The organism is Algibacter sp. 2305UL17-15 (assembly GCF_040720935.1).
Classification (GTDB): domain Bacteria; phylum Bacteroidota; class Bacteroidia; order Flavobacteriales; family Flavobacteriaceae; genus Jejuia.
This window is the reverse complement of sequence record NZ_JBFDAE010000002.1, coordinates 137347-153412: the sequence shown is the minus strand read 5'-3', so window position 1 is coordinate 153412 and position 16066 is coordinate 137347. Positions and strand designations below refer to the sequence as shown.

Below are 16066 nucleotides of genomic sequence, written 5' to 3'. Positions count from 1 at the left end.
TATTGAAATCAATTATCAAATAGTATATCTTTCACAAAATAAGTTTTTTTGTCCTTAACACTGACTAATTTATCGTAAGACAATAATTTCCCTTTTTTATTTAAATCTCTTATTTGAACATCATTATAACGCCCCTCTTCGTTTAGGGTTAATGGGTTTATCTTTAAAAAAATCCTTCCCATTGGGAAATCAGTACGATAATTTGCTCTTGTGAAATTGTTTTTTAAATATTTATTAGTTAGATAATTTTGAATGCCATCAATAGAAATTAGTGCGTTTGTAAACTCATTCTCATTAATAAACAGTGCATATTTATCAGTTCCATCTTGATTTAAGATTAAAAAAACATCATCTAAAAAACCATGATTTAGCAAAAAAGAACTGTCACGTAATGATATCAATACAGAATTATTATTAAGATAGCTCCACTCTCCTAATGTAACCTCTCCAGAATTAGAAACAATCAATCTGTTCTTTTTATCAAAAATGTAAACTGTCTTTTGGTCATCTAATTCATTAACAGCTACCCAGTTTTTATTTTTTAATAGTGTTAAATCATCTAACTCTTTAGAATACCGTTTAATCTTTGGCATTAAATCAAAAATAAATGTTTTCATTTTAATCAATTTTAAAAAGGTAAATCGTTTTCTAAATTAATTCTATGTTCTAACACTTTATTATTGTTTTTAAGCCATTCTTTTCTAGTTAAATCATTTTCAGTCAACTTATGTCTATCAGACTCTAAAATTAAACCTACCCTAAAAAATACTTCATCATTCGGCACTCTAGTAGAAACTTTAGTAACTAACCAATTATTATAGCACTCCTGAAAAATTTCCGAAGCCTTTGTCCTGTTGGTAGAGAATTCCTTCATAAAACCTTCAACAATCTCATCTTTAGTTAGTTTATAATATGTGTCAAAAATTTCAAAAATTTCAATTTCATATTTATAACCAATTTTTCTTTTATTTTTTAAATCCTTAATCTCATTTAGCTGACTTTGTTTTTTTTCATTAATAGATTCCTGAGCTTCTTTTCTATTAGTTGGTTCTTCAATTATTTTAAATAATTTAATTCTTTCCTTTTTTAGACGTTGAATATTTCTAATTTCATCAAGAGATAGAACACGATTAGAAGCATAAGTACGACACTCACTACTATTATTTATTAACTCCCATACTTCATCATCCTTCCTCTTTTTTTCTTCATTTTTTTTTGCTAAAAAAAGTATAAGTTGATATCCACCAATAAAAACACCAATTATTGCAAATATGTTAAGTAAAAAATTTTCCATGATTATTTAATTTTTTGTGTACTTCAATTGATTAGGAAATTAATAAGATTTTAAAGGAATTTCCGAGCCTTCATTTTCATTTTTTTCTAATTATAAAATACGCTATTAAAATAGCACTTATCAATATCGTAAACACTAAGCCCCATTTGAAGTAAAATCTAGACTGTTCTTTTGTTCTATGTTCTTCTAAACTTTTATTTAAAATTTCATCTGCTTCATATGGATTATCTTCCATAAAATAATCAAGACCACTTTTATAATTTTCATCATGTTTGCTTTTTCCTAAATTATTTTGTTCAGAATAACCCAGACTTCTTCCTTGAAGTAAAGAATTCCTTTTAGGTTTATTTTTAGAAAAATCTTCTTCATTAATTTCTAAAAATTCTAATAATTCATCTGGGTCTGTTTTTTCTTGATTAGACTGCTGAGACCAAAGCACTATGCAAAACATAATCATCAACAAACTAATTATTTTTATTTTCATAACTAATAGGTCTTATTTTAAATTAATATAGATGAATACTAATACAGGTAAATATAAATAATTATGTAGTATTCTAAGGTTACAATATTTATTTTTTCAAATTGGAATTTTACCTCATGGTAGAATTGTCTGATGAAAAACTAGAAGAGCTAAAAGCCTCCATTCCCAAGGAAATTGGAAAAAGAGTTCGCTTTTTTAGAAAAGAAAAAGGTATTACCCAAACACAATTAGCTCAATCAGTAGGAAAAGATAGGCAATATTTATATAAAATTGAAAAAGGTAAGGTTACTCCAAATGTTGTGACTATATCCATACTAGCCATAACACTTGAAGTACCATTACAAGATTTTTTTGATATTGAAATTTAATCAAGTCTTATTCAACCTCTCCATTTCTAAACTAACTTTTTTCTGTACCACTTTGGCATAATGAGCTTGTGTTACAGATACAGTTGAGTGACCTAATAGTTTTGATACTATTTCAATAGGCACGTTATTATACAGTAATACACTAGTGGCAAAGGTTTTTCTCCCTATGTGATGAGTTAATTTCTTTTCAATTCCAAGAATTTCAGCAATTTCTCTTAAATAGGAGTTGAATCTTTGATTTGAAATTTTAGGAAGTTCATTATTATATTTGCTTAAAATTACTTTTGCCTTTTGAAGTAACGGCACAGAAATTTTAGAACCAGTTTTCTGTCTATACATTTCAATCCATTCGTTACCATCAAAGCCAATTTGTATGTGATTATGAGATAATGTTGCCATTTCATTATATGCTAACCCAGTATAACAACAGAATACAAATAAATCCTTAACTTTTTGTAACCTTAATTGACTAAAGGTATGTGCTTCCAACATAGCTAATTCTTCAACTGATAAATAAACAATTTTAGTCTTGTGTTTTTTATTTTTATACAGATTAAAAGGGTCTCTACTTAAATAGTTTTCTGCTATTGCAAATTGAATTATTTTTTTAACACGTTGCATACTTCTATAAACAGTAGCCTGCTTTAAATGTAGTTCAGTCTTAAAATAATACTCTAAATCTTTAATAAACTTTAAATCTAAATTATTAAGCTTAACATCATTTTTATTGTAAAACATTTTAATAAACTCGGCTACTTTCCTTCTACTTTCAACATATCTACTCCAAGATAACTCATTAAAATCAACACCTATTAATTTTTTAGTTTTCTCGTTGTGCAAGTCATAAGCACCTAATATTGTTATTTCTTCTTTAGAGTCTTCTCCTTTAAATTTTCTGTAAACATCATCCACATCAAACTTACTCGGTAAAATTTGAAGCATTAAAAAAGCCTCATTAATCTTTTGACTAATAAGGCTTAACTGCGTGTTAATAATATTATTTTGTTTGTTGGGGGGTTTAGCTTTCTGAATACTGCTATTCCAAGAATTAGGGTTAATAAATAATCCTATAGAAAATACTTTTCTTTTTTTCTGGTAGGTAATTCTACATCTTATAGGACATAATCCTTTCGCATTTACTTTGTTCCTTTGTATTACGAATAATACAGTGATTTTATAATTATTCATAAGTGTCTATTTTGAAATTAAAGTGGGTACCCCGAAGATAATATGGGTGCCTAATTGCATACCTAAAAAGGCATACATTGCTTAAATAATTGATTGAATTGGTATAATGGCTTTATCCATTATATCTCTTGTGAAGCATACCAAAACCCACAAAAAACAAAAAAGCCCCACTTTTTAAAGTGAAGCTTTTCGTGAGCCCTGAAGGATTCGAATACCGAATCAAAATCGGCACAGGCTCCTCGACCGTTCCGCTTTAAGGCGGAATGCTCTATCCAGCTGAGCTAATCAGTCTTTCAATGTAGTCTCTAGATTTCTTGGATTTAATCTCACGCTCTCTTGCGTAAGCTTCCTTTTTTGAATTATAAGTTTCAAAATAAACAACAACCCAATCATTTGCTTTTCCCGTATAACCTTTATGGTTTGTATTGTGTTTTCGCAACCTTTCCTTTAAGGCATCACTTGTAAAACCGACATAATAGCGGTCTATTTCTTTTGAATGTAATATGTAGGTATAATGTCCCATTTTTTAAACAAAAAAGCCCCACCTTTTAAAGTGAAGCTTTTCGTGAGCCCTGAAGGATTCGAACCTTCGACCGCCTCCTTAGAAGGGAGGTGCTCTATCCAGCTGAGCTAAGAGCCCTCAACCAAAAAACAAAAATATTTTTTGTTTTAGGTGTGCAAATATAAAACATCTTAATTATAAAACAAGATAATTGTTTCGTATTTTATGTAAAATTTCAGCTATTCAAAATAACTAAAAGTGTCGCCTTCTTTAATTTTTAGTAACGTCTCGTATATCAACTTAATAACATTTTCAACATCATCTCTATGCACCATTTCTACTGTGGTGTGCATATATCTTAAAGGTAAGGAAATTAACGCCGAAGCTACGCCACCATTACTGTAAGCAAAAGCATCTGTGTCTGTCCCTGTTGCTCTGGATAATGCAGAACGCTGAAACGGAATTTCCTTCTCCTCGGCCGTATCTGTAATTAAATCTCGTAACTTTTGCTGTACTGCTGGTGCGTAAGCCACAACTGGTCCCTTACCTATTTCTAAGTGTCCCGCCTTTTTCTTTTCTATCATTGGCGTGGTGGTATCATGGGTTACGTCGGTAACAATCGCAACATTTGGTTTAATGGTTTGGGTAATCATTTCTGCACCACGTAATCCAATTTCTTCTTGAACAGCATTGGTAATGTATAACCCAAATGGCAATTCTTTCTTGTTTTCTTTTAACAATCGAGCCACTTCCGCAATCATAAATCCGCCCATGCGGTTATCAATAGCACGACACACAAATTTATCTTCATTTAGAATATGAAATTCATCTGGGTATGTAATCACGCAACCCACATGAACGCCTAAATTCTCAACATCCTCTTTTGTGGCACACCCACAATCAATAAAAATATTATCTGGTTTTGGAGGTTCCTCCTTCGATTTATTCCTGGTATGAATTGCAGGCCAACCAAAAACACCTTTTACAATACCATTTTTCGTATGAATATTAACCACCTTACTTGGCGCAATTTGGTGGTCACTTCCTCCGTTTCTAATCACGTAAATCAATCCGTTATCACTAATATAATTGACGTACCACGAAATTTCATCAGCATGTCCTTCTATTACAACCTTATACTTTGCTTTCGGATTAATAACCCCAACCGCTGTTCCATAGGTGTCTGTAATAAATTCATCTACATATGGCTTTAGATACTCCATCCATAATTTTTGCCCTGTCCATTCGTAACCCGTAGGCGAAGCATTGTTTAAATATTTTTCTAAAAATTTAATCGATTTATTTGTTAGAATACTCTTTTTTGCCATGTTTTATAGATTTTGCACTAAAATAATAATATAAATACGAAATGGATGTTTAACAGAATGTAAATTATTAATTTTGGTCTCGCTATTGCCCAATGATTTTATAATGAACTATTTTAAATACATACTTATATTTCTCCCTTTTTTTGGATTTACTCAAATAAACGATTTTGAGAAAGATTCAACCGATGTGAAATACTTAATTATCAAAGGCGATTCTGTTCCAAGAACAACGATAGATTTGGCTGAAGTGATGTTACTTCATAAATTAGAATTTGATAGTAAAAAAGATAGAATTCGCTATTTAATATTACGACGGAAAACCATAAAAGTATATCCATATGCAAAGCTAGCCGCCGAACGTTTAGATTCCTTGTCCTCTCACTTAAAAACGTTAACCAAAAGGCGTCATAAAAAGCGCTATACAAAAAAAATCCAGAAATATATTGAAGGGGAATTTTCGGATGAATTAAAAAAACTAACGCGTACCGAAGGACAAATTTTAGTAAAATTAATCCACAGACAAACAGGAAGAACCACCTTCGATTTAGTTAAAGAATTACGAACCGGTTGGCGTGCATTTTGGTACAATACCACCGCAAGCATGTTTGATATCTCCCTAAAAAAAGAATACGATCCCTGGAACGAAAAAGAAGATTTTCTTATTGAAGATATTTTACAACGTAACTTTCAAAGCGGACGTTTAGTACGTCAAAAATCTAAGCTAGACATAGACTTTTACGACTTAACCGATAAGTGGATTTACAACAAAACTGAAGATTAACAGATGAGAATTCAAACATATTTTGAAGAAAAACTTAATGCCCTAAGCCATGGTATTGGTGCTTTATTTGGTAGTGTTGCGCTTGTATTCCTAATAGTTTTTGAAACTAAAAAAACAGACTACAGTTTAATAAGCGTTATAATTTATGGCATCTCAATAATCGTTTTATTTACCGCTTCAACCATATATCACGCTACAAAAAACGATGTTAGGAAACACTATTTTAGAATTGTAGATCATATCAGCATTTACTTATTGATTGCTGGAACATACACGCCCGTTTTATTGATTACGTTGGAACAAAGTTTAGGTTGGACTTTATTTTATACAGTTTGGGGAATTGCACTTTTTGGTGTGATTTTAAAACTGTTTTTTACCGGTAAATTTGAAATTTTCTCAACCTTGCTGTATCTAGTCATGGGCTGGTTGATTGTTTTTGATTTTGGAACCTTATCTGACCTTATAGGCTATAATGGCATATTATTCCTTTTTGCTGGCGGCTTATCTTATACTGTTGGTATTATTTTCTATGCCTTTGATAAGATTCCTTATAACCATGTGATTTGGCATTTGTTTGTTTTAGCAGGCGCCATTTTTCATTTCTTTATGATATTTTTATATGTGATCTAATGGATATTCAAAAAGTATCAAAATATCAAGATTTTATAAAAATTGAAAAATTAGCCCATATTATTTGGCGAGAACATTACATAGCTATCATAGGAAAACCACAGGTGGATTATATGCTGAAAAAGTTTCAGACTGCTGATTTTATGGAACAGCAAATTAGTGACCATTTTCAATATTATTTGATTCTTTCTAATGATTCTGAAATTGGTTATATCTCAATTAAAAAAGAAAATCAAAGTTTATTCTTAAGCAAATTTTACATTTTGAAAGGATATCGTGGTAAAGGCTTTGGAAAAAAAGCACTAGAATTTGTTGAAGAAAAAGCTAAAGAATTGAAATGCAAATCTATTTCATTAACTGTAAATAAAAACAACCTTAACTCTATAAAAGCCTATGAAACATTAGGGTTTAAAAACCGAGGAGAAATTATTATTGATATAGGAAATGGTTTTGTTATGGATGATTTTAAAATGGAGAAAGAATTAGATTGAAATTCTTTTTTGTCATTCAGAAGGAGGAACAACTGAAGAATCTATAAAATGAAATTATAAAAGTTCTATCTGAAATGCTTCACTACCACTCTGAACGACAACTAACCTCTAGCCTCAAAAATCTTCAAGTGAATAAACGTTCCCATTTTTCTAGCGCGACGTTTTGCATTTTCGGCATAATCGCCTTCAAATAATTCATTGATAGTTTCAAACCACAAATTCAACCAAATACCAAAATGTAGTTCTGTAATTGTGTGATTAAACGCCTTATCTACTTTTATATGCGCTTCAATTGGATCTCCCGTATAACGTGTTTTTAGAAACAAACTAGCTTCCCAAAACGTCGTAAGGTGTTCTAAATGGGCATCCCAATCTTTTATGGTGTCATTAAAAAATGGTCCTAAAACATCATTTTTCCTAACCTTTTCGTAAAAAGAGGACACAAGTAAAAACACATCTTCCCTGGTTTTAATATCTGCTTTTTTCATATTTCAAAGATAAAACATTGTCCTTTTAAAAATGATATTACTTATGTATTTTAGCCATATGATTTCAGTAACACTTCTTGGTGCTGGCAATGTAGCCACACATTTATTTAAAACTTTCAATAACTCAAATCAAATCGCTGTAAAACAATGGTTTAACAGAAGTATAGACGCGATAGAACCTTTTAAAAATGATGTTGCCATTACTGATGATTTAAATACGTTACAAGATGCCGATATTTATATTATAGCAGTTAGCGATGATGCTATTGCTGATATATCATCACAATTACCATTTGAAAATAAATTAGTGGTGCACACTTCTGGAAGTGTAAATGTTCATGATTTGAATGCAAAAAACAGACGTGGTGTTTTTTATCCGTTACAAACGTTTAGCAAATCTGCCGAGATGGATTTTGTGAACGTCCCTATTTGCATCGAGACATTGGTAAAAACAGATTATCCTATTCTAAAAGCATTGGCAGTTGCAGTTGGAAGTCCCGTGAGAAAAGTAAATAGTGAACAACGACGCACCTTACATTTGGCAGCGGTATTTGTAAATAATTTTACAAATCAGTTGTATCGAGTTGCGCACGAAATCACAGAATCTGAAGAAGCGGAATTCGATTTCTTAAAACCGTTAATTTTAGAAACCGCAAAAAAAGTTCAAAACATGTCGCCTTATTTGGCGCAAACAGGCCCTGCAAAACGCAACGACAAAAAGACGATAAAAAAGCATTTAAAGCTTTTAAAAAACGACCAACATAAGGACATTTACAACTTACTAACGCAATCTATAAAAGACACCCATGGAAGATAAAAGTTATAAAGAATATTTAAACCACATTACCACATTTATATTTGATGTTGATGGTGTTTTAACCGACGGGACTGTGCATGTAACTGCAACCGGCGACATGCTGAGAACTATGAATATTAAAGATGGCTACGCGCTAAAAACCGCTGTGGATAGAGGTTTTAACGTCTGTATCATTTCTGGCGGAAGTAACGAAGGCGTACGTTTGCGTTTAAAAGGATTGGGAATAACCGATATTTATTTAGGTGCTCACAATAAAATCGAACAGCTAGACGACTACTTTTCTAAAAAAGGCATAAAATCTGAAAACGCTTTATATATGGGCGATGATATTCCAGATTATCCCGTAATGAAAGGCATTGGCTTACCTTGTTGTCCGCAAGATGCAGTTCCAGAAATTAAAGCGGTATCTAAATATGTGTCCCATAAAAAAGGAGGTAAAGGTGCAGCCAGAGATGTTATTGAACAGGTGTTGAAAGTTCAAGGAAAGTGGAGCGGTAATTTTGATGCGAAGTATGATTGATTTAGTATGCAGTATGCAGTCTTCAGTTTGCAGTTTGCAGTCGCAGTTTAAGAACATGCAGAAAAATATTTTTGAATTTGTAGCAACTTTAAATTTTGAATTTTAAACCTTGAACTTCTTAAGTCTTATCCGCTGGAAAAATTTAGGAATGATTGCTATTGTGCAATTATTGATTAAGTATGCGCTATTAGAACCTTTTGGGGTTAATACAGCTTTAGATGGATTGGGTATTACTTTATTAGTTCTAGCAACTATTGCTATCGCAGGTGCAGGAAACATTATCAATGATATTTATGATGTTGAAACGGATAGTATCAATAAACCTGAAAAAGTAATCGTTGGTAAAACCATTTCTGAAAAATCAGCTTATAATTTATTCATCATTTTTAATGTTATTGGTGTCGGGTTGGGGTTTTACCTATCTAGTAGTGTTGGCAAAAGTGCTTATTTTTCAATTTTTGTGGTTATTTCTGCCTTGCTCTATATCTATTCATCATATCTAAAACAAATACTTATTATTGGGAATGTAGTGGTTTCAATGTTAGTAGCAGCCAGTATTCTAATTGTTGGATTGTTTGAATTAACCCCAAATATCACACCCGGAAACAGAGACATTCAACTTGTCTTTTTTAAAATTCTTTTAGACTACGCCCTATTCGCCTTCATCATTAATTTACTTCGTGAAATTGCGAAAGACATCGAAGATATTGATGGCGATTACAAAGTTGGCATGAACACCCTACCAATAGCAATTGGGCGAGAACGTGCCAAAAACGTTTTAATCATTTTGAATGTTATACCGCTTGTAATTATAATTCATTATGTAATTTCAGAGCTTTATAAACAGCAAATTTCAGTCATTTATTTTTTAGTGTTTATTATTGGGCCCTTAATTTATATCAGTATTAAATTATTTGGTGCGAAAGCAAAAGAAGACTTTCATCATATTAGTACCGTTTATAAGTTGGTGCTGTTTTTTGGGATGTTGTCTTTAGTGCATTATTTGTTTATCTTATAGTTTTTGTTGTTAGGAAACGAGACAAATTGTTACACGGAGATTCACAGAGGATTCGCCAAGATTCACAGAGAAAAAATTAAAAGTAAAAATGTCGCGCAAAGACGCCAAGTCGCAAAGTGAGACGTGACTTACTGTTAACTGAGACTGCGATTGAATACTGAGACTATAAACCAAAAACATGCTAAACCAAAACCTCAAAAATCACAATATTATTCTAGCGTCTGCTTCTCCAAGAAGACAAGCTTTTTTTAAGGATTTAGAATTAGATTTCGAAATACGGTTAAAGCCCATTAAGGAAGAATATCCACCACGATTAAGGCATTTTGAAATCACCAATTATCTTGCACAACTAAAAGCTTTACCTTTTAAAGAGGAATTACTACCAGAAGATATTTTAATTACAAGCGACACCATTGTTTGGCATCATAACAAAGCTTTAGGAAAGCCTGAAAATGAAGATGATGCGTTTTCTATATTAAAATCTCTAAGCGATGCTACTCACGAGGTCATAACCTCTGTTTGCTTTACCACAACCAATTATGAAAAGACCTTACACGATATTACCAAAGTGACGTTTAAAGTCTTATCAGATGAAGAAATCAAATACTATCTAAAACATTACAAACCTTTTGATAAAGCAGGTGCATATGGCATACAGGATTGGATTGGTCAAATTGGTGTTACAAAAATTGATGGCTCATATTTTAATGTGATGGGACTACCGGTTCATCTTGTTTACAAAACGTTAAATGCCATTGCAAACCGCAGCTAAGTTTGTAATTTTATAAAAAAGAGTTCGCTATGAAATCAATACTAAAAACTTCAGTCTTATACCTTTCATTTATAGCTGTTCTATCTATGTTTACTGCTTGTAAAAACGAAACACATCCAGAACAAAAACTAGCAGTAAACACTTCAAATACTGTTCAAAAAACAGCTGAACCTTTATCTCAAGAATTCAAAGACTATTGGTACGCTGGAGAAGCCGAAATATCATCCTATAAATTAGAACAAGCACGATACAGCGAAATGCGTGAAGGAACTGCCGTTTTAATCTACGTAACAGAAGATTTCCTACCCGAAGTCCAAGTGAAAGCCGATCATCAAAATGCTAAAAACATTCCCGTTTTAAAACTGAATGCCACTAAAAATTTCAATACTGGAATTTATCCGTATTCTATCATGCAAAGTACCTTCTACCCTGTCACTAATAATCAACATGCGTTAAAAGTATCCAGTTCAATACAAGAATGGTGCGGACATGTGTATGCACAACTTAATAATAGAGAAAAATTCGAAATCATGTCGCATTCCTATTTTGAAGGAGAAGCAGATGAGCACTTCAAACTTGAAAAAACAATTTTAGAAAATGAATTATGGACACAATTACGCATCAATCCAAAATCATTACCGATAGGGGATTTAAAAATTATTCCTTCATTTGAATTTACAAGATTGAAACATAAGCCAATAAAAGCATACAATGCTAAAGCCGACTTAAACAAAGACAATTACACTATTTCCTATCCTGGTTTAAATCGTAAATTATCTATCAATTTCAATCCAAATTTCCCTCATGAAATTTTAGGTTGGGAAGAAACATTCACCAGTGGTCCTAAAATTTTAACCACAAAAGCTACCAAGCTAAAAACCATCAAATCCCCATACTGGCAAAAAAATCATAATAAAGATGCAATTTTAAGAGAAACACTTCAATTAAATTAAAGTCATTTCAATTTGTAATGTATCTTTGTGCTAAACTATAATTTTACATATGATTTTTGGCGACTACCGAGACAAGCTAGTATATTCAGCCATTGTACTGATATCCCTGCTTATAATAAGATTCATCACACATTTTACCATCACTAAGGTAGCACGTAAAAATGAGATTAACGAAGCCAGAATCAGACTTATCCGGAGATACGTTACCGTTGCCCTGTTTTTAGTCGCTATTCTCATTGAAGCCTCTATTTTAGGTGCAGAATTTGACGAATTAGCATTGATATTCTCCTCCGTTTTTGCAATAATAGGTATTGGTTTATTTGCCATTTGGTCTATTTTAAGCAATATTACCTCGGGTATTATTATGTTTTTTAATTTCCCCTATAAAGTGGGCGATAAAATTGAAATTCATGATAAAGACTTCCCCATAAGAGCTATTATTGAAGATATTAGGGCGTTTCAATTGCATTTACGTTTAGATAATGGCGATTTGGTAACCTACCCAAACAATTTAATACTTCAAAAGGCGGTTACATTGGTAGAAAAAGATGCTATTGATTATGAAAGCGATAGCGACGATGGTGCCGCTGCTGTTTAAAAAAACCATATATTTAAGTTCTATTTTTAATATATGCCTAGAAAGAGAATTTACAGATCAAAAAAGAAATTAGGTCAAATACCCGGGAGTATTATCTATACGGGCGAGCGTTCCAAAGAAAAATTAAACCTTGAAGCTTTCGATTATACCAAGGAAAACTGTACAGAATTAGATCTTAAATCCATAACAGAAACTTTTGAATTTAAAGACACAATTTCCACAACTTGGATAAATTTTAACGGATTAAATTACGTTAAAGAAATTGAACAACTAGGCGCGCACTACGGCATACACCCCTTAGTTTTAGAAGATATAGTTAACATTGCGCAACGCCCAAAAATTGATGAACATGACGATTATATGTTCGTGGTTTTAAAAATGCTGTATTACGATGAAAAGCAACATATCGTTTCAGAGCAAGTCAGTTTTATTTTAGGGCAAAACTACGTACTCTCATTTCAAGAATCCGAAGGCGATGTTTTCGATACCGTAAGAGACCGTATAAGGCAAGGAAAAGGTAGGGTAAGAAGCATGTCTGCCGATTATTTATTGTACACGCTTATAGATGCCATTGTCGATCATTATTTTAGTGTTATAGAAATTTTAGGCGACAAAATCGAAGATTTTGAGACCACAATATTTGCTGGAGAAATAGATGATGATGTGAGCCAAAAAATTCAAAATTTAAAACGTGAAATCTTAAGGGTGCGTCGTGCCATATTTCCACTTCGAGAAGTCATTAGTAGAATAGAAAAAGACGAAAACAAACTTATTCACAAAAGAACAATCACTTATTACAGAGATATTTACGACCATTTAATTCAAGTGTCAGAAAACATAGATATTTACCGCGAAATGATTTGGAGTTTAATGGATATGTACATGACCACCATTAGTAATAAAATGAACGAAGTCATGAAAGTATTGACCATTATGGCATCCATTTTTATCCCGCTAACATTCATCGCTGGTATCTACGGCATGAATTTCGAGTACATCCCAGAGCTCCGTTACAAATACTCCTACTTCATCCTTTGGGGCGTTATGATTGTGCTGTTTTTGGGTATGCTATATTACTTTAGGAAGAAAAAGTGGTTGTGATTTTAAATGTTTGATGAAATAACATGCAATTCAAACGCAAAAATCAATAGAACTAGGATTCATCCCATTTTCGAATATAAACAAACCCATATTGGCTTTAGCCAAATAAAACATTCATCAAAAATGCCATTTATCAAAATATACATACATTTTGTATGGAGCACCAAAAACCGAGTCCCGTATTTAAAATCCAAAGAATTAAGACAAAAAGTTTGGCACCACATTAAAGAGAATGCTAAAAAGAAAGGGATTTTTATTGATTTTGTAAACGGTTACACAGATCATTGCCATTGTTTGGTTTCATTGGGTACAGACCAAACCATTCAAAAAATAATGCAACTTATAAAAGGTGAATCTGCTTTTTGGATAAACAAGGAACAACTGACAGATGAAAAATTTCGATGGCAAGATGAATATTTTGCAGTTTCTGTTTCTGAGTCTATGATAGACAGAGTTAGAAATTATATCAAAAACCAAGAAAAGCACCATAGTAAGAAAACATTTAAAGATGAATATCAAGAATTTATAGATAAATATGGATTTGAAAGATTTAAAGATGAATAATTTGGCTAAAGCCATTATTGAGATTTTGTTATCCTCTTGCTAAAGCAAGAGGCAATTCAAAAGCAAGAGGCAATTCAAAATGCATGAGGTTATTCAAAATACATCACCACATAATTCAATTGAAATGGGATTTATCCCATTTCAATAGTATTAAAATCCAAATTGGCTTTAGCCAAAAACTTTTAGCAAAACAACCATCAAAAAAGTCCTATAATTTATGTAACTCCCGCTGCGCAAAGTCTCCGACTTTGAGCCACCATCAACCCCGCTCCGCAAAATCTCTCCGCTACAATCTTTTTAAAAAGCGTCATTACGAATGAGCGACGTGGCAATCTGTCAAACCCAAGTTTCAAACCTAATTAACAGTTCATCAAGTTTTAAAAAGGGTTTCCACCACAATCCCTAAAACAAATCGTAACTATAATTCAACTTCAGAACTTCATTTGAAATGTAGAAACTATAAACTTGAATTTGTCAGAAAAATTTTCTAACTTCGTTTAACGTCGAATATTGTGCTTCATTATGACCAAACATTAACCAATGATAAAATTCTTTAGAAAAATTCGCCAAAACTTACTTATTGAAAACAAAACTAGAAAGTATTTTAAATATGCGATTGGAGAAATCATCCTTGTGGTTATTGGAATTTTGATTGCTCTGCAAATCAATAACTGGAATGAAAACAATAAACAAAAAACAAAAGAAAAAGCTATCCTTGAAAATTTGAGAACAAGTCTTGAAAACGATATTTCAACTCATCATTTTCATATTCAAGTCTACGAAGAAGCAAAGTCTTCAATTCAATTTCTAATTGAATTTATTGAGAAAGACTATCAGTATCAAGATTCATTAAAATACCACTTTGGCAGAACTACACATTTATGGAATCCCTCTATAAGACTAGAAATTTTTGAAAATTTAAAATCAATAGGGTTTGATATCGTTTCCAATAAAGATTTAAAACAGGAAATTTTAAGATATTATTCATATGCCAATACGGATTTCGTAACATCGAAAAATAGATATGACGATATTATTACTAATGCCAATTCAAATATCTTTAACACTCGTTTTAAAGCTTTTTGGAATGGTAACTACGATTTATTCCGTAAAACAGGGATACCAAATGACTTGGAGATAGAGATGATACCCAATGACTTTGAATCTCTTAAAAAAGATGATGAATACTTATTCTTCTTACGAAGTTTAAAAAATCAACATTATTGGTTTGCGGAACGAAATAATCTAAATGCAAAAAAGATTGCAGAAAATTTACTGTTAATGGTTAATCAAGAATTAGAGAAAAATAAAAATGATTGATACCGAAAATAAATAACGAAAGCACAACAATTGCCACTGCGCAAAGTCTCCGACTTTGAGCCACCATCTACTTTTGCCTAAGCAACGAGATTTAACTTCCTAAAAAGAATAAATTTCTGTCAATTTGACATTTCCAAAACCACAACATTCCCACAACCTCATTTGGTACATTTTTTGAAAAATAAAAATTGTAAAACATTGTATAATTCAAAAATATATCAATATGAAAGCACTAAAATTAATGCCTTTGTTTTGTCTTTTATTTTTAAATTGTTCAGGACAAGACAAACAAAAAACAGAAGAAAACGCTATCAAACCCGATGAAAATATTACGGTAAACAAAGAATACGACGAGTTTGGAAATCTAAAACGCTATGATTCTATCTATTCCTATAGCTATTCCTCTGAAGGTAAGCTAAGCGACAGCATAAAAATGCAATTCCAAAAGCATTTTAAGAGCCATTCCTTTTTTGACGATTCATTTTTTGATAATTTTTTTGGAAGAGATTCTATAACAGGAAGCTTTAACTCTAAAAACTTCTTCCACGATGGATTTATGAATCAAAATGATCAAATTGAACAAATGATGAAGCGCATGGACTCCATTCAACAACTATTCTTTAACCAAAAACCAAGAATGATAATTCCTCCAGAACCAGAAAAGGCAAAACCCAAGACTGAAAAAATGAGTCTTAAACAGATTTAATTTTAAGGGTAACAATTCTCTACTTGATAAGGGATTAATGGTGGTGTTATATCATAAACGCATAATATTGCCGCTAAAGTTATTATAAGCAACAACCGTTAAATAAAAATTAAAACCGGCAATTAAGTTGGTTTCTTTTTTAT

Annotated in this window: 21 protein-coding genes and 1 tRNA gene; 14 read left to right on the top strand and 8 right to left on the bottom strand. The window is 31.8% G+C overall.

Annotated features, from left to right (window positions below; all coding sequences use genetic code 11):
- Nucleotides 1-8 precede the first annotated feature (8 nt).
- The 3 genes from ABXQ82_RS02565 to ABXQ82_RS02555 form a co-directional block, all read right to left on the bottom strand.
- Complete coding sequence (locus ABXQ82_RS02565) at nucleotides 9-617, bottom strand: hypothetical protein (protein WP_367054423.1); 609 nt, start codon at nucleotides 615-617, stop codon at nucleotides 9-11.
- 11 nt (nucleotides 618-628) lie between these two features.
- Nucleotides 629-1294: a hypothetical protein gene (locus ABXQ82_RS02560; protein WP_367054421.1), complete on the bottom strand. Its 666-nt coding sequence runs from the start codon at nucleotides 1292-1294 to the stop codon at nucleotides 629-631.
- A gap of 76 nt (nucleotides 1295-1370) precedes the next feature.
- On the bottom strand, nucleotides 1371-1778 hold the full coding sequence (locus ABXQ82_RS02555; protein WP_367054419.1) for a hypothetical protein: 408 nt from the start codon (nucleotides 1776-1778) through the stop codon (nucleotides 1371-1373).
- Nucleotides 1779-1894: 116 nt separating this feature from the next.
- On the opposite strand from ABXQ82_RS02555, the gene ABXQ82_RS02550 reads away from it, so the two are divergent.
- Complete coding sequence (locus ABXQ82_RS02550) at nucleotides 1895-2146, top strand: helix-turn-helix transcriptional regulator (protein ID WP_367054416.1); 252 nt, start codon at nucleotides 1895-1897, stop codon at nucleotides 2144-2146.
- Here ABXQ82_RS02550 and ABXQ82_RS02545 read toward each other — a convergent pair whose 3' ends face one another.
- The 4 genes from ABXQ82_RS02545 to ABXQ82_RS02530 all read right to left on the bottom strand — a co-directional run bounded on the left by ABXQ82_RS02545 (nucleotide 2147) and on the right by ABXQ82_RS02530 (nucleotide 5164).
- Entirely contained in the window at nucleotides 2147-3334 is a 1188-nt protein-coding gene (locus tag ABXQ82_RS02545; RefSeq protein WP_367054413.1) for a tyrosine-type recombinase/integrase, read from the bottom strand.
- Between the two features lie 268 nt (nucleotides 3335-3602).
- Nucleotides 3603-3857 (bottom strand): GIY-YIG nuclease family protein, encoded by a 255-nt coding sequence (locus ABXQ82_RS02540; RefSeq protein WP_367054410.1) that lies wholly within the window; start codon nucleotides 3855-3857, stop codon nucleotides 3603-3605.
- A 43-nt stretch (nucleotides 3858-3900) separates the two neighbouring features.
- Nucleotides 3901-3974, bottom strand: a tRNA-Arg gene (locus ABXQ82_RS02535).
- 101 nt (nucleotides 3975-4075) lie between these two features.
- Nucleotides 4076-5164: a M42 family metallopeptidase gene (locus tag ABXQ82_RS02530; protein ID WP_367054407.1), complete on the bottom strand. Its 1089-nt coding sequence runs from the start codon at nucleotides 5162-5164 to the stop codon at nucleotides 4076-4078.
- Between the two features lie 103 nt (nucleotides 5165-5267).
- Here ABXQ82_RS02530 and ABXQ82_RS02525 point away from each other — a divergent pair, with 103 nt between their 5' ends.
- The 3 genes from ABXQ82_RS02525 to ABXQ82_RS02515 are packed head-to-tail and all read left to right on the top strand — an operon-like array spanning nucleotide 5268 to nucleotide 7066.
- The gene (locus ABXQ82_RS02525) at nucleotides 5268-5945 is read left to right on the top strand and encodes a DUF4294 domain-containing protein (RefSeq protein ID WP_367054404.1); all 678 of its coding nucleotides are present in this window, start codon (nucleotides 5268-5270) and stop codon (nucleotides 5943-5945) included.
- A 3-nt stretch (nucleotides 5946-5948) separates the two neighbouring features.
- Nucleotides 5949-6575 (top strand): hemolysin III family protein, encoded by a 627-nt coding sequence (locus ABXQ82_RS02520; protein WP_367054401.1) that lies wholly within the window; start codon nucleotides 5949-5951, stop codon nucleotides 6573-6575.
- Nucleotides 6575-7066, top strand: coding sequence for a GNAT family N-acetyltransferase (locus ABXQ82_RS02515; RefSeq protein ID WP_367054398.1), 492 nt, complete (start codon nucleotides 6575-6577; stop codon nucleotides 7064-7066). The genes ABXQ82_RS02520 and ABXQ82_RS02515 overlap by 1 nt, the downstream gene beginning before the upstream one ends.
- A 101-nt stretch (nucleotides 7067-7167) precedes the next feature.
- On the opposite strand, the gene ABXQ82_RS02510 is transcribed toward ABXQ82_RS02515, so the two are convergent.
- On the bottom strand, nucleotides 7168-7554 hold the full coding sequence (locus ABXQ82_RS02510) for a group III truncated hemoglobin (protein WP_367054395.1): 387 nt from the start codon (nucleotides 7552-7554) through the stop codon (nucleotides 7168-7170).
- Between the two features lie 58 nt (nucleotides 7555-7612).
- Between ABXQ82_RS02510 and ABXQ82_RS02505 the strand changes: the two genes are divergently transcribed.
- From ABXQ82_RS02505 to ABXQ82_RS02460, 10 genes are all read left to right on the top strand, one after another.
- Nucleotides 7613-8371: a DUF2520 domain-containing protein gene (locus ABXQ82_RS02505; RefSeq protein ID WP_367055038.1), complete on the top strand. Its 759-nt coding sequence runs from the start codon at nucleotides 7613-7615 to the stop codon at nucleotides 8369-8371.
- Complete coding sequence (locus ABXQ82_RS02500) at nucleotides 8361-8891, top strand: HAD-IIIA family hydrolase (protein ID WP_367054392.1); 531 nt, start codon at nucleotides 8361-8363, stop codon at nucleotides 8889-8891. The genes ABXQ82_RS02505 and ABXQ82_RS02500 overlap by 11 nt, the downstream gene beginning before the upstream one ends.
- A gap of 109 nt (nucleotides 8892-9000) precedes the next feature.
- Nucleotides 9001-9909 (top strand): geranylgeranylglycerol-phosphate geranylgeranyltransferase, encoded by a 909-nt coding sequence (locus ABXQ82_RS02495; protein ID WP_367054389.1) that lies wholly within the window; start codon nucleotides 9001-9003, stop codon nucleotides 9907-9909.
- A gap of 178 nt (nucleotides 9910-10087) precedes the next feature.
- Nucleotides 10088-10681 carry a Maf-like protein gene (locus ABXQ82_RS02490; RefSeq protein WP_367054386.1) on the top strand — a complete coding sequence of 198 codons (594 nt, stop codon included), beginning with the start codon at nucleotides 10088-10090 and terminating at the stop codon, nucleotides 10679-10681.
- 29 nt (nucleotides 10682-10710) lie between these two features.
- The gene (locus tag ABXQ82_RS02485; protein ID WP_367054383.1) at nucleotides 10711-11634 is read left to right on the top strand and encodes a septum formation inhibitor Maf; all 924 of its coding nucleotides are present in this window, start codon (nucleotides 10711-10713) and stop codon (nucleotides 11632-11634) included.
- A 49-nt stretch (nucleotides 11635-11683) separates the two neighbouring features.
- Complete coding sequence (locus ABXQ82_RS02480; protein ID WP_367054380.1) at nucleotides 11684-12232, top strand: mechanosensitive ion channel domain-containing protein; 549 nt, start codon at nucleotides 11684-11686, stop codon at nucleotides 12230-12232.
- A gap of 33 nt (nucleotides 12233-12265) precedes the next feature.
- Entirely contained in the window at nucleotides 12266-13333 is a 1068-nt protein-coding gene (corA, locus tag ABXQ82_RS02475) for a magnesium/cobalt transporter CorA (RefSeq protein ID WP_367054377.1), read from the top strand.
- 123 nt (nucleotides 13334-13456) lie between these two features.
- Entirely contained in the window at nucleotides 13457-13897 is a 441-nt protein-coding gene (gene tnpA, locus ABXQ82_RS02470) for an IS200/IS605 family transposase (RefSeq protein WP_367054374.1), read from the top strand.
- A 540-nt stretch (nucleotides 13898-14437) separates the two neighbouring features.
- Entirely contained in the window at nucleotides 14438-15217 is a 780-nt protein-coding gene (locus ABXQ82_RS02465) for a DUF6090 family protein (protein ID WP_367054371.1), read from the top strand.
- A gap of 223 nt (nucleotides 15218-15440) precedes the next feature.
- The gene (locus ABXQ82_RS02460; protein WP_367054368.1) at nucleotides 15441-15923 is read left to right on the top strand and encodes a hypothetical protein; all 483 of its coding nucleotides are present in this window, start codon (nucleotides 15441-15443) and stop codon (nucleotides 15921-15923) included.
- The last annotated feature ends 143 nt before the right edge of the window (nucleotides 15924-16066 follow it).

Bases quoted from the DNA above. Each gene is read 5' to 3' on its own strand.
- ABXQ82_RS02510 (WP_367054395.1), bottom strand. From the start codon at position 7,554: ATGAAAAAAGCAGATATTAAAACCAGGGAAGATGTGTTTTTACTTGTG.
- ABXQ82_RS02555 (WP_367054419.1), bottom strand. From the start codon at position 1,778: ATGAAAATAAAAATAATTAGTTTGTTGATGATTATGTTTTGCATAGTG.
- ABXQ82_RS02545 (WP_367054413.1), bottom strand. From the start codon at position 3,334: ATGAATAATTATAAAATCACTGTATTATTCGTAATACAAAGGAACAAA.
- tnpA (WP_367054374.1), top strand. From the start codon at position 13,457: ATGCCATTTATCAAAATATACATACATTTTGTATGGAGCACCAAAAAC.
- ABXQ82_RS02480 (WP_367054380.1), top strand. From the start codon at position 11,684: ATGATTTTTGGCGACTACCGAGACAAGCTAGTATATTCAGCCATTGTA.
- ABXQ82_RS02500 (WP_367054392.1), top strand. From the start codon at position 8,361: ATGGAAGATAAAAGTTATAAAGAATATTTAAACCACATTACCACATTT.
- ABXQ82_RS02540 (WP_367054410.1), bottom strand. From the start codon at position 3,857: ATGGGACATTATACCTACATATTACATTCAAAAGAAATAGACCGCTAT.
- ABXQ82_RS02550 (WP_367054416.1), top strand. From the start codon at position 1,895: ATGGTAGAATTGTCTGATGAAAAACTAGAAGAGCTAAAAGCCTCCATT.
- ABXQ82_RS02520 (WP_367054401.1), top strand. From the start codon at position 5,949: ATGAGAATTCAAACATATTTTGAAGAAAAACTTAATGCCCTAAGCCAT.
- corA (WP_367054377.1), top strand. From the start codon at position 12,266: ATGCCTAGAAAGAGAATTTACAGATCAAAAAAGAAATTAGGTCAAATA.
- ABXQ82_RS02465 (WP_367054371.1), top strand. From the start codon at position 14,438: ATGATAAAATTCTTTAGAAAAATTCGCCAAAACTTACTTATTGAAAAC.
- ABXQ82_RS02530 (WP_367054407.1), bottom strand. From the start codon at position 5,164: ATGGCAAAAAAGAGTATTCTAACAAATAAATCGATTAAATTTTTAGAA.
- ABXQ82_RS02485 (WP_367054383.1), top strand. From the start codon at position 10,711: ATGAAATCAATACTAAAAACTTCAGTCTTATACCTTTCATTTATAGCT.
- ABXQ82_RS02515 (WP_367054398.1), top strand. From the start codon at position 6,575: ATGGATATTCAAAAAGTATCAAAATATCAAGATTTTATAAAAATTGAA.
- ABXQ82_RS02565 (WP_367054423.1), bottom strand. From the start codon at position 617: ATGAAAACATTTATTTTTGATTTAATGCCAAAGATTAAACGGTATTCT.
- ABXQ82_RS02560 (WP_367054421.1), bottom strand. From the start codon at position 1,294: ATGGAAAATTTTTTACTTAACATATTTGCAATAATTGGTGTTTTTATT.
- ABXQ82_RS02525 (WP_367054404.1), top strand. From the start codon at position 5,268: ATGAACTATTTTAAATACATACTTATATTTCTCCCTTTTTTTGGATTT.
- ABXQ82_RS02490 (WP_367054386.1), top strand. From the start codon at position 10,088: ATGCTAAACCAAAACCTCAAAAATCACAATATTATTCTAGCGTCTGCT.
- ABXQ82_RS02505 (WP_367055038.1), top strand. From the start codon at position 7,613: ATGATTTCAGTAACACTTCTTGGTGCTGGCAATGTAGCCACACATTTA.
- ABXQ82_RS02460 (WP_367054368.1), top strand. From the start codon at position 15,441: ATGAAAGCACTAAAATTAATGCCTTTGTTTTGTCTTTTATTTTTAAAT.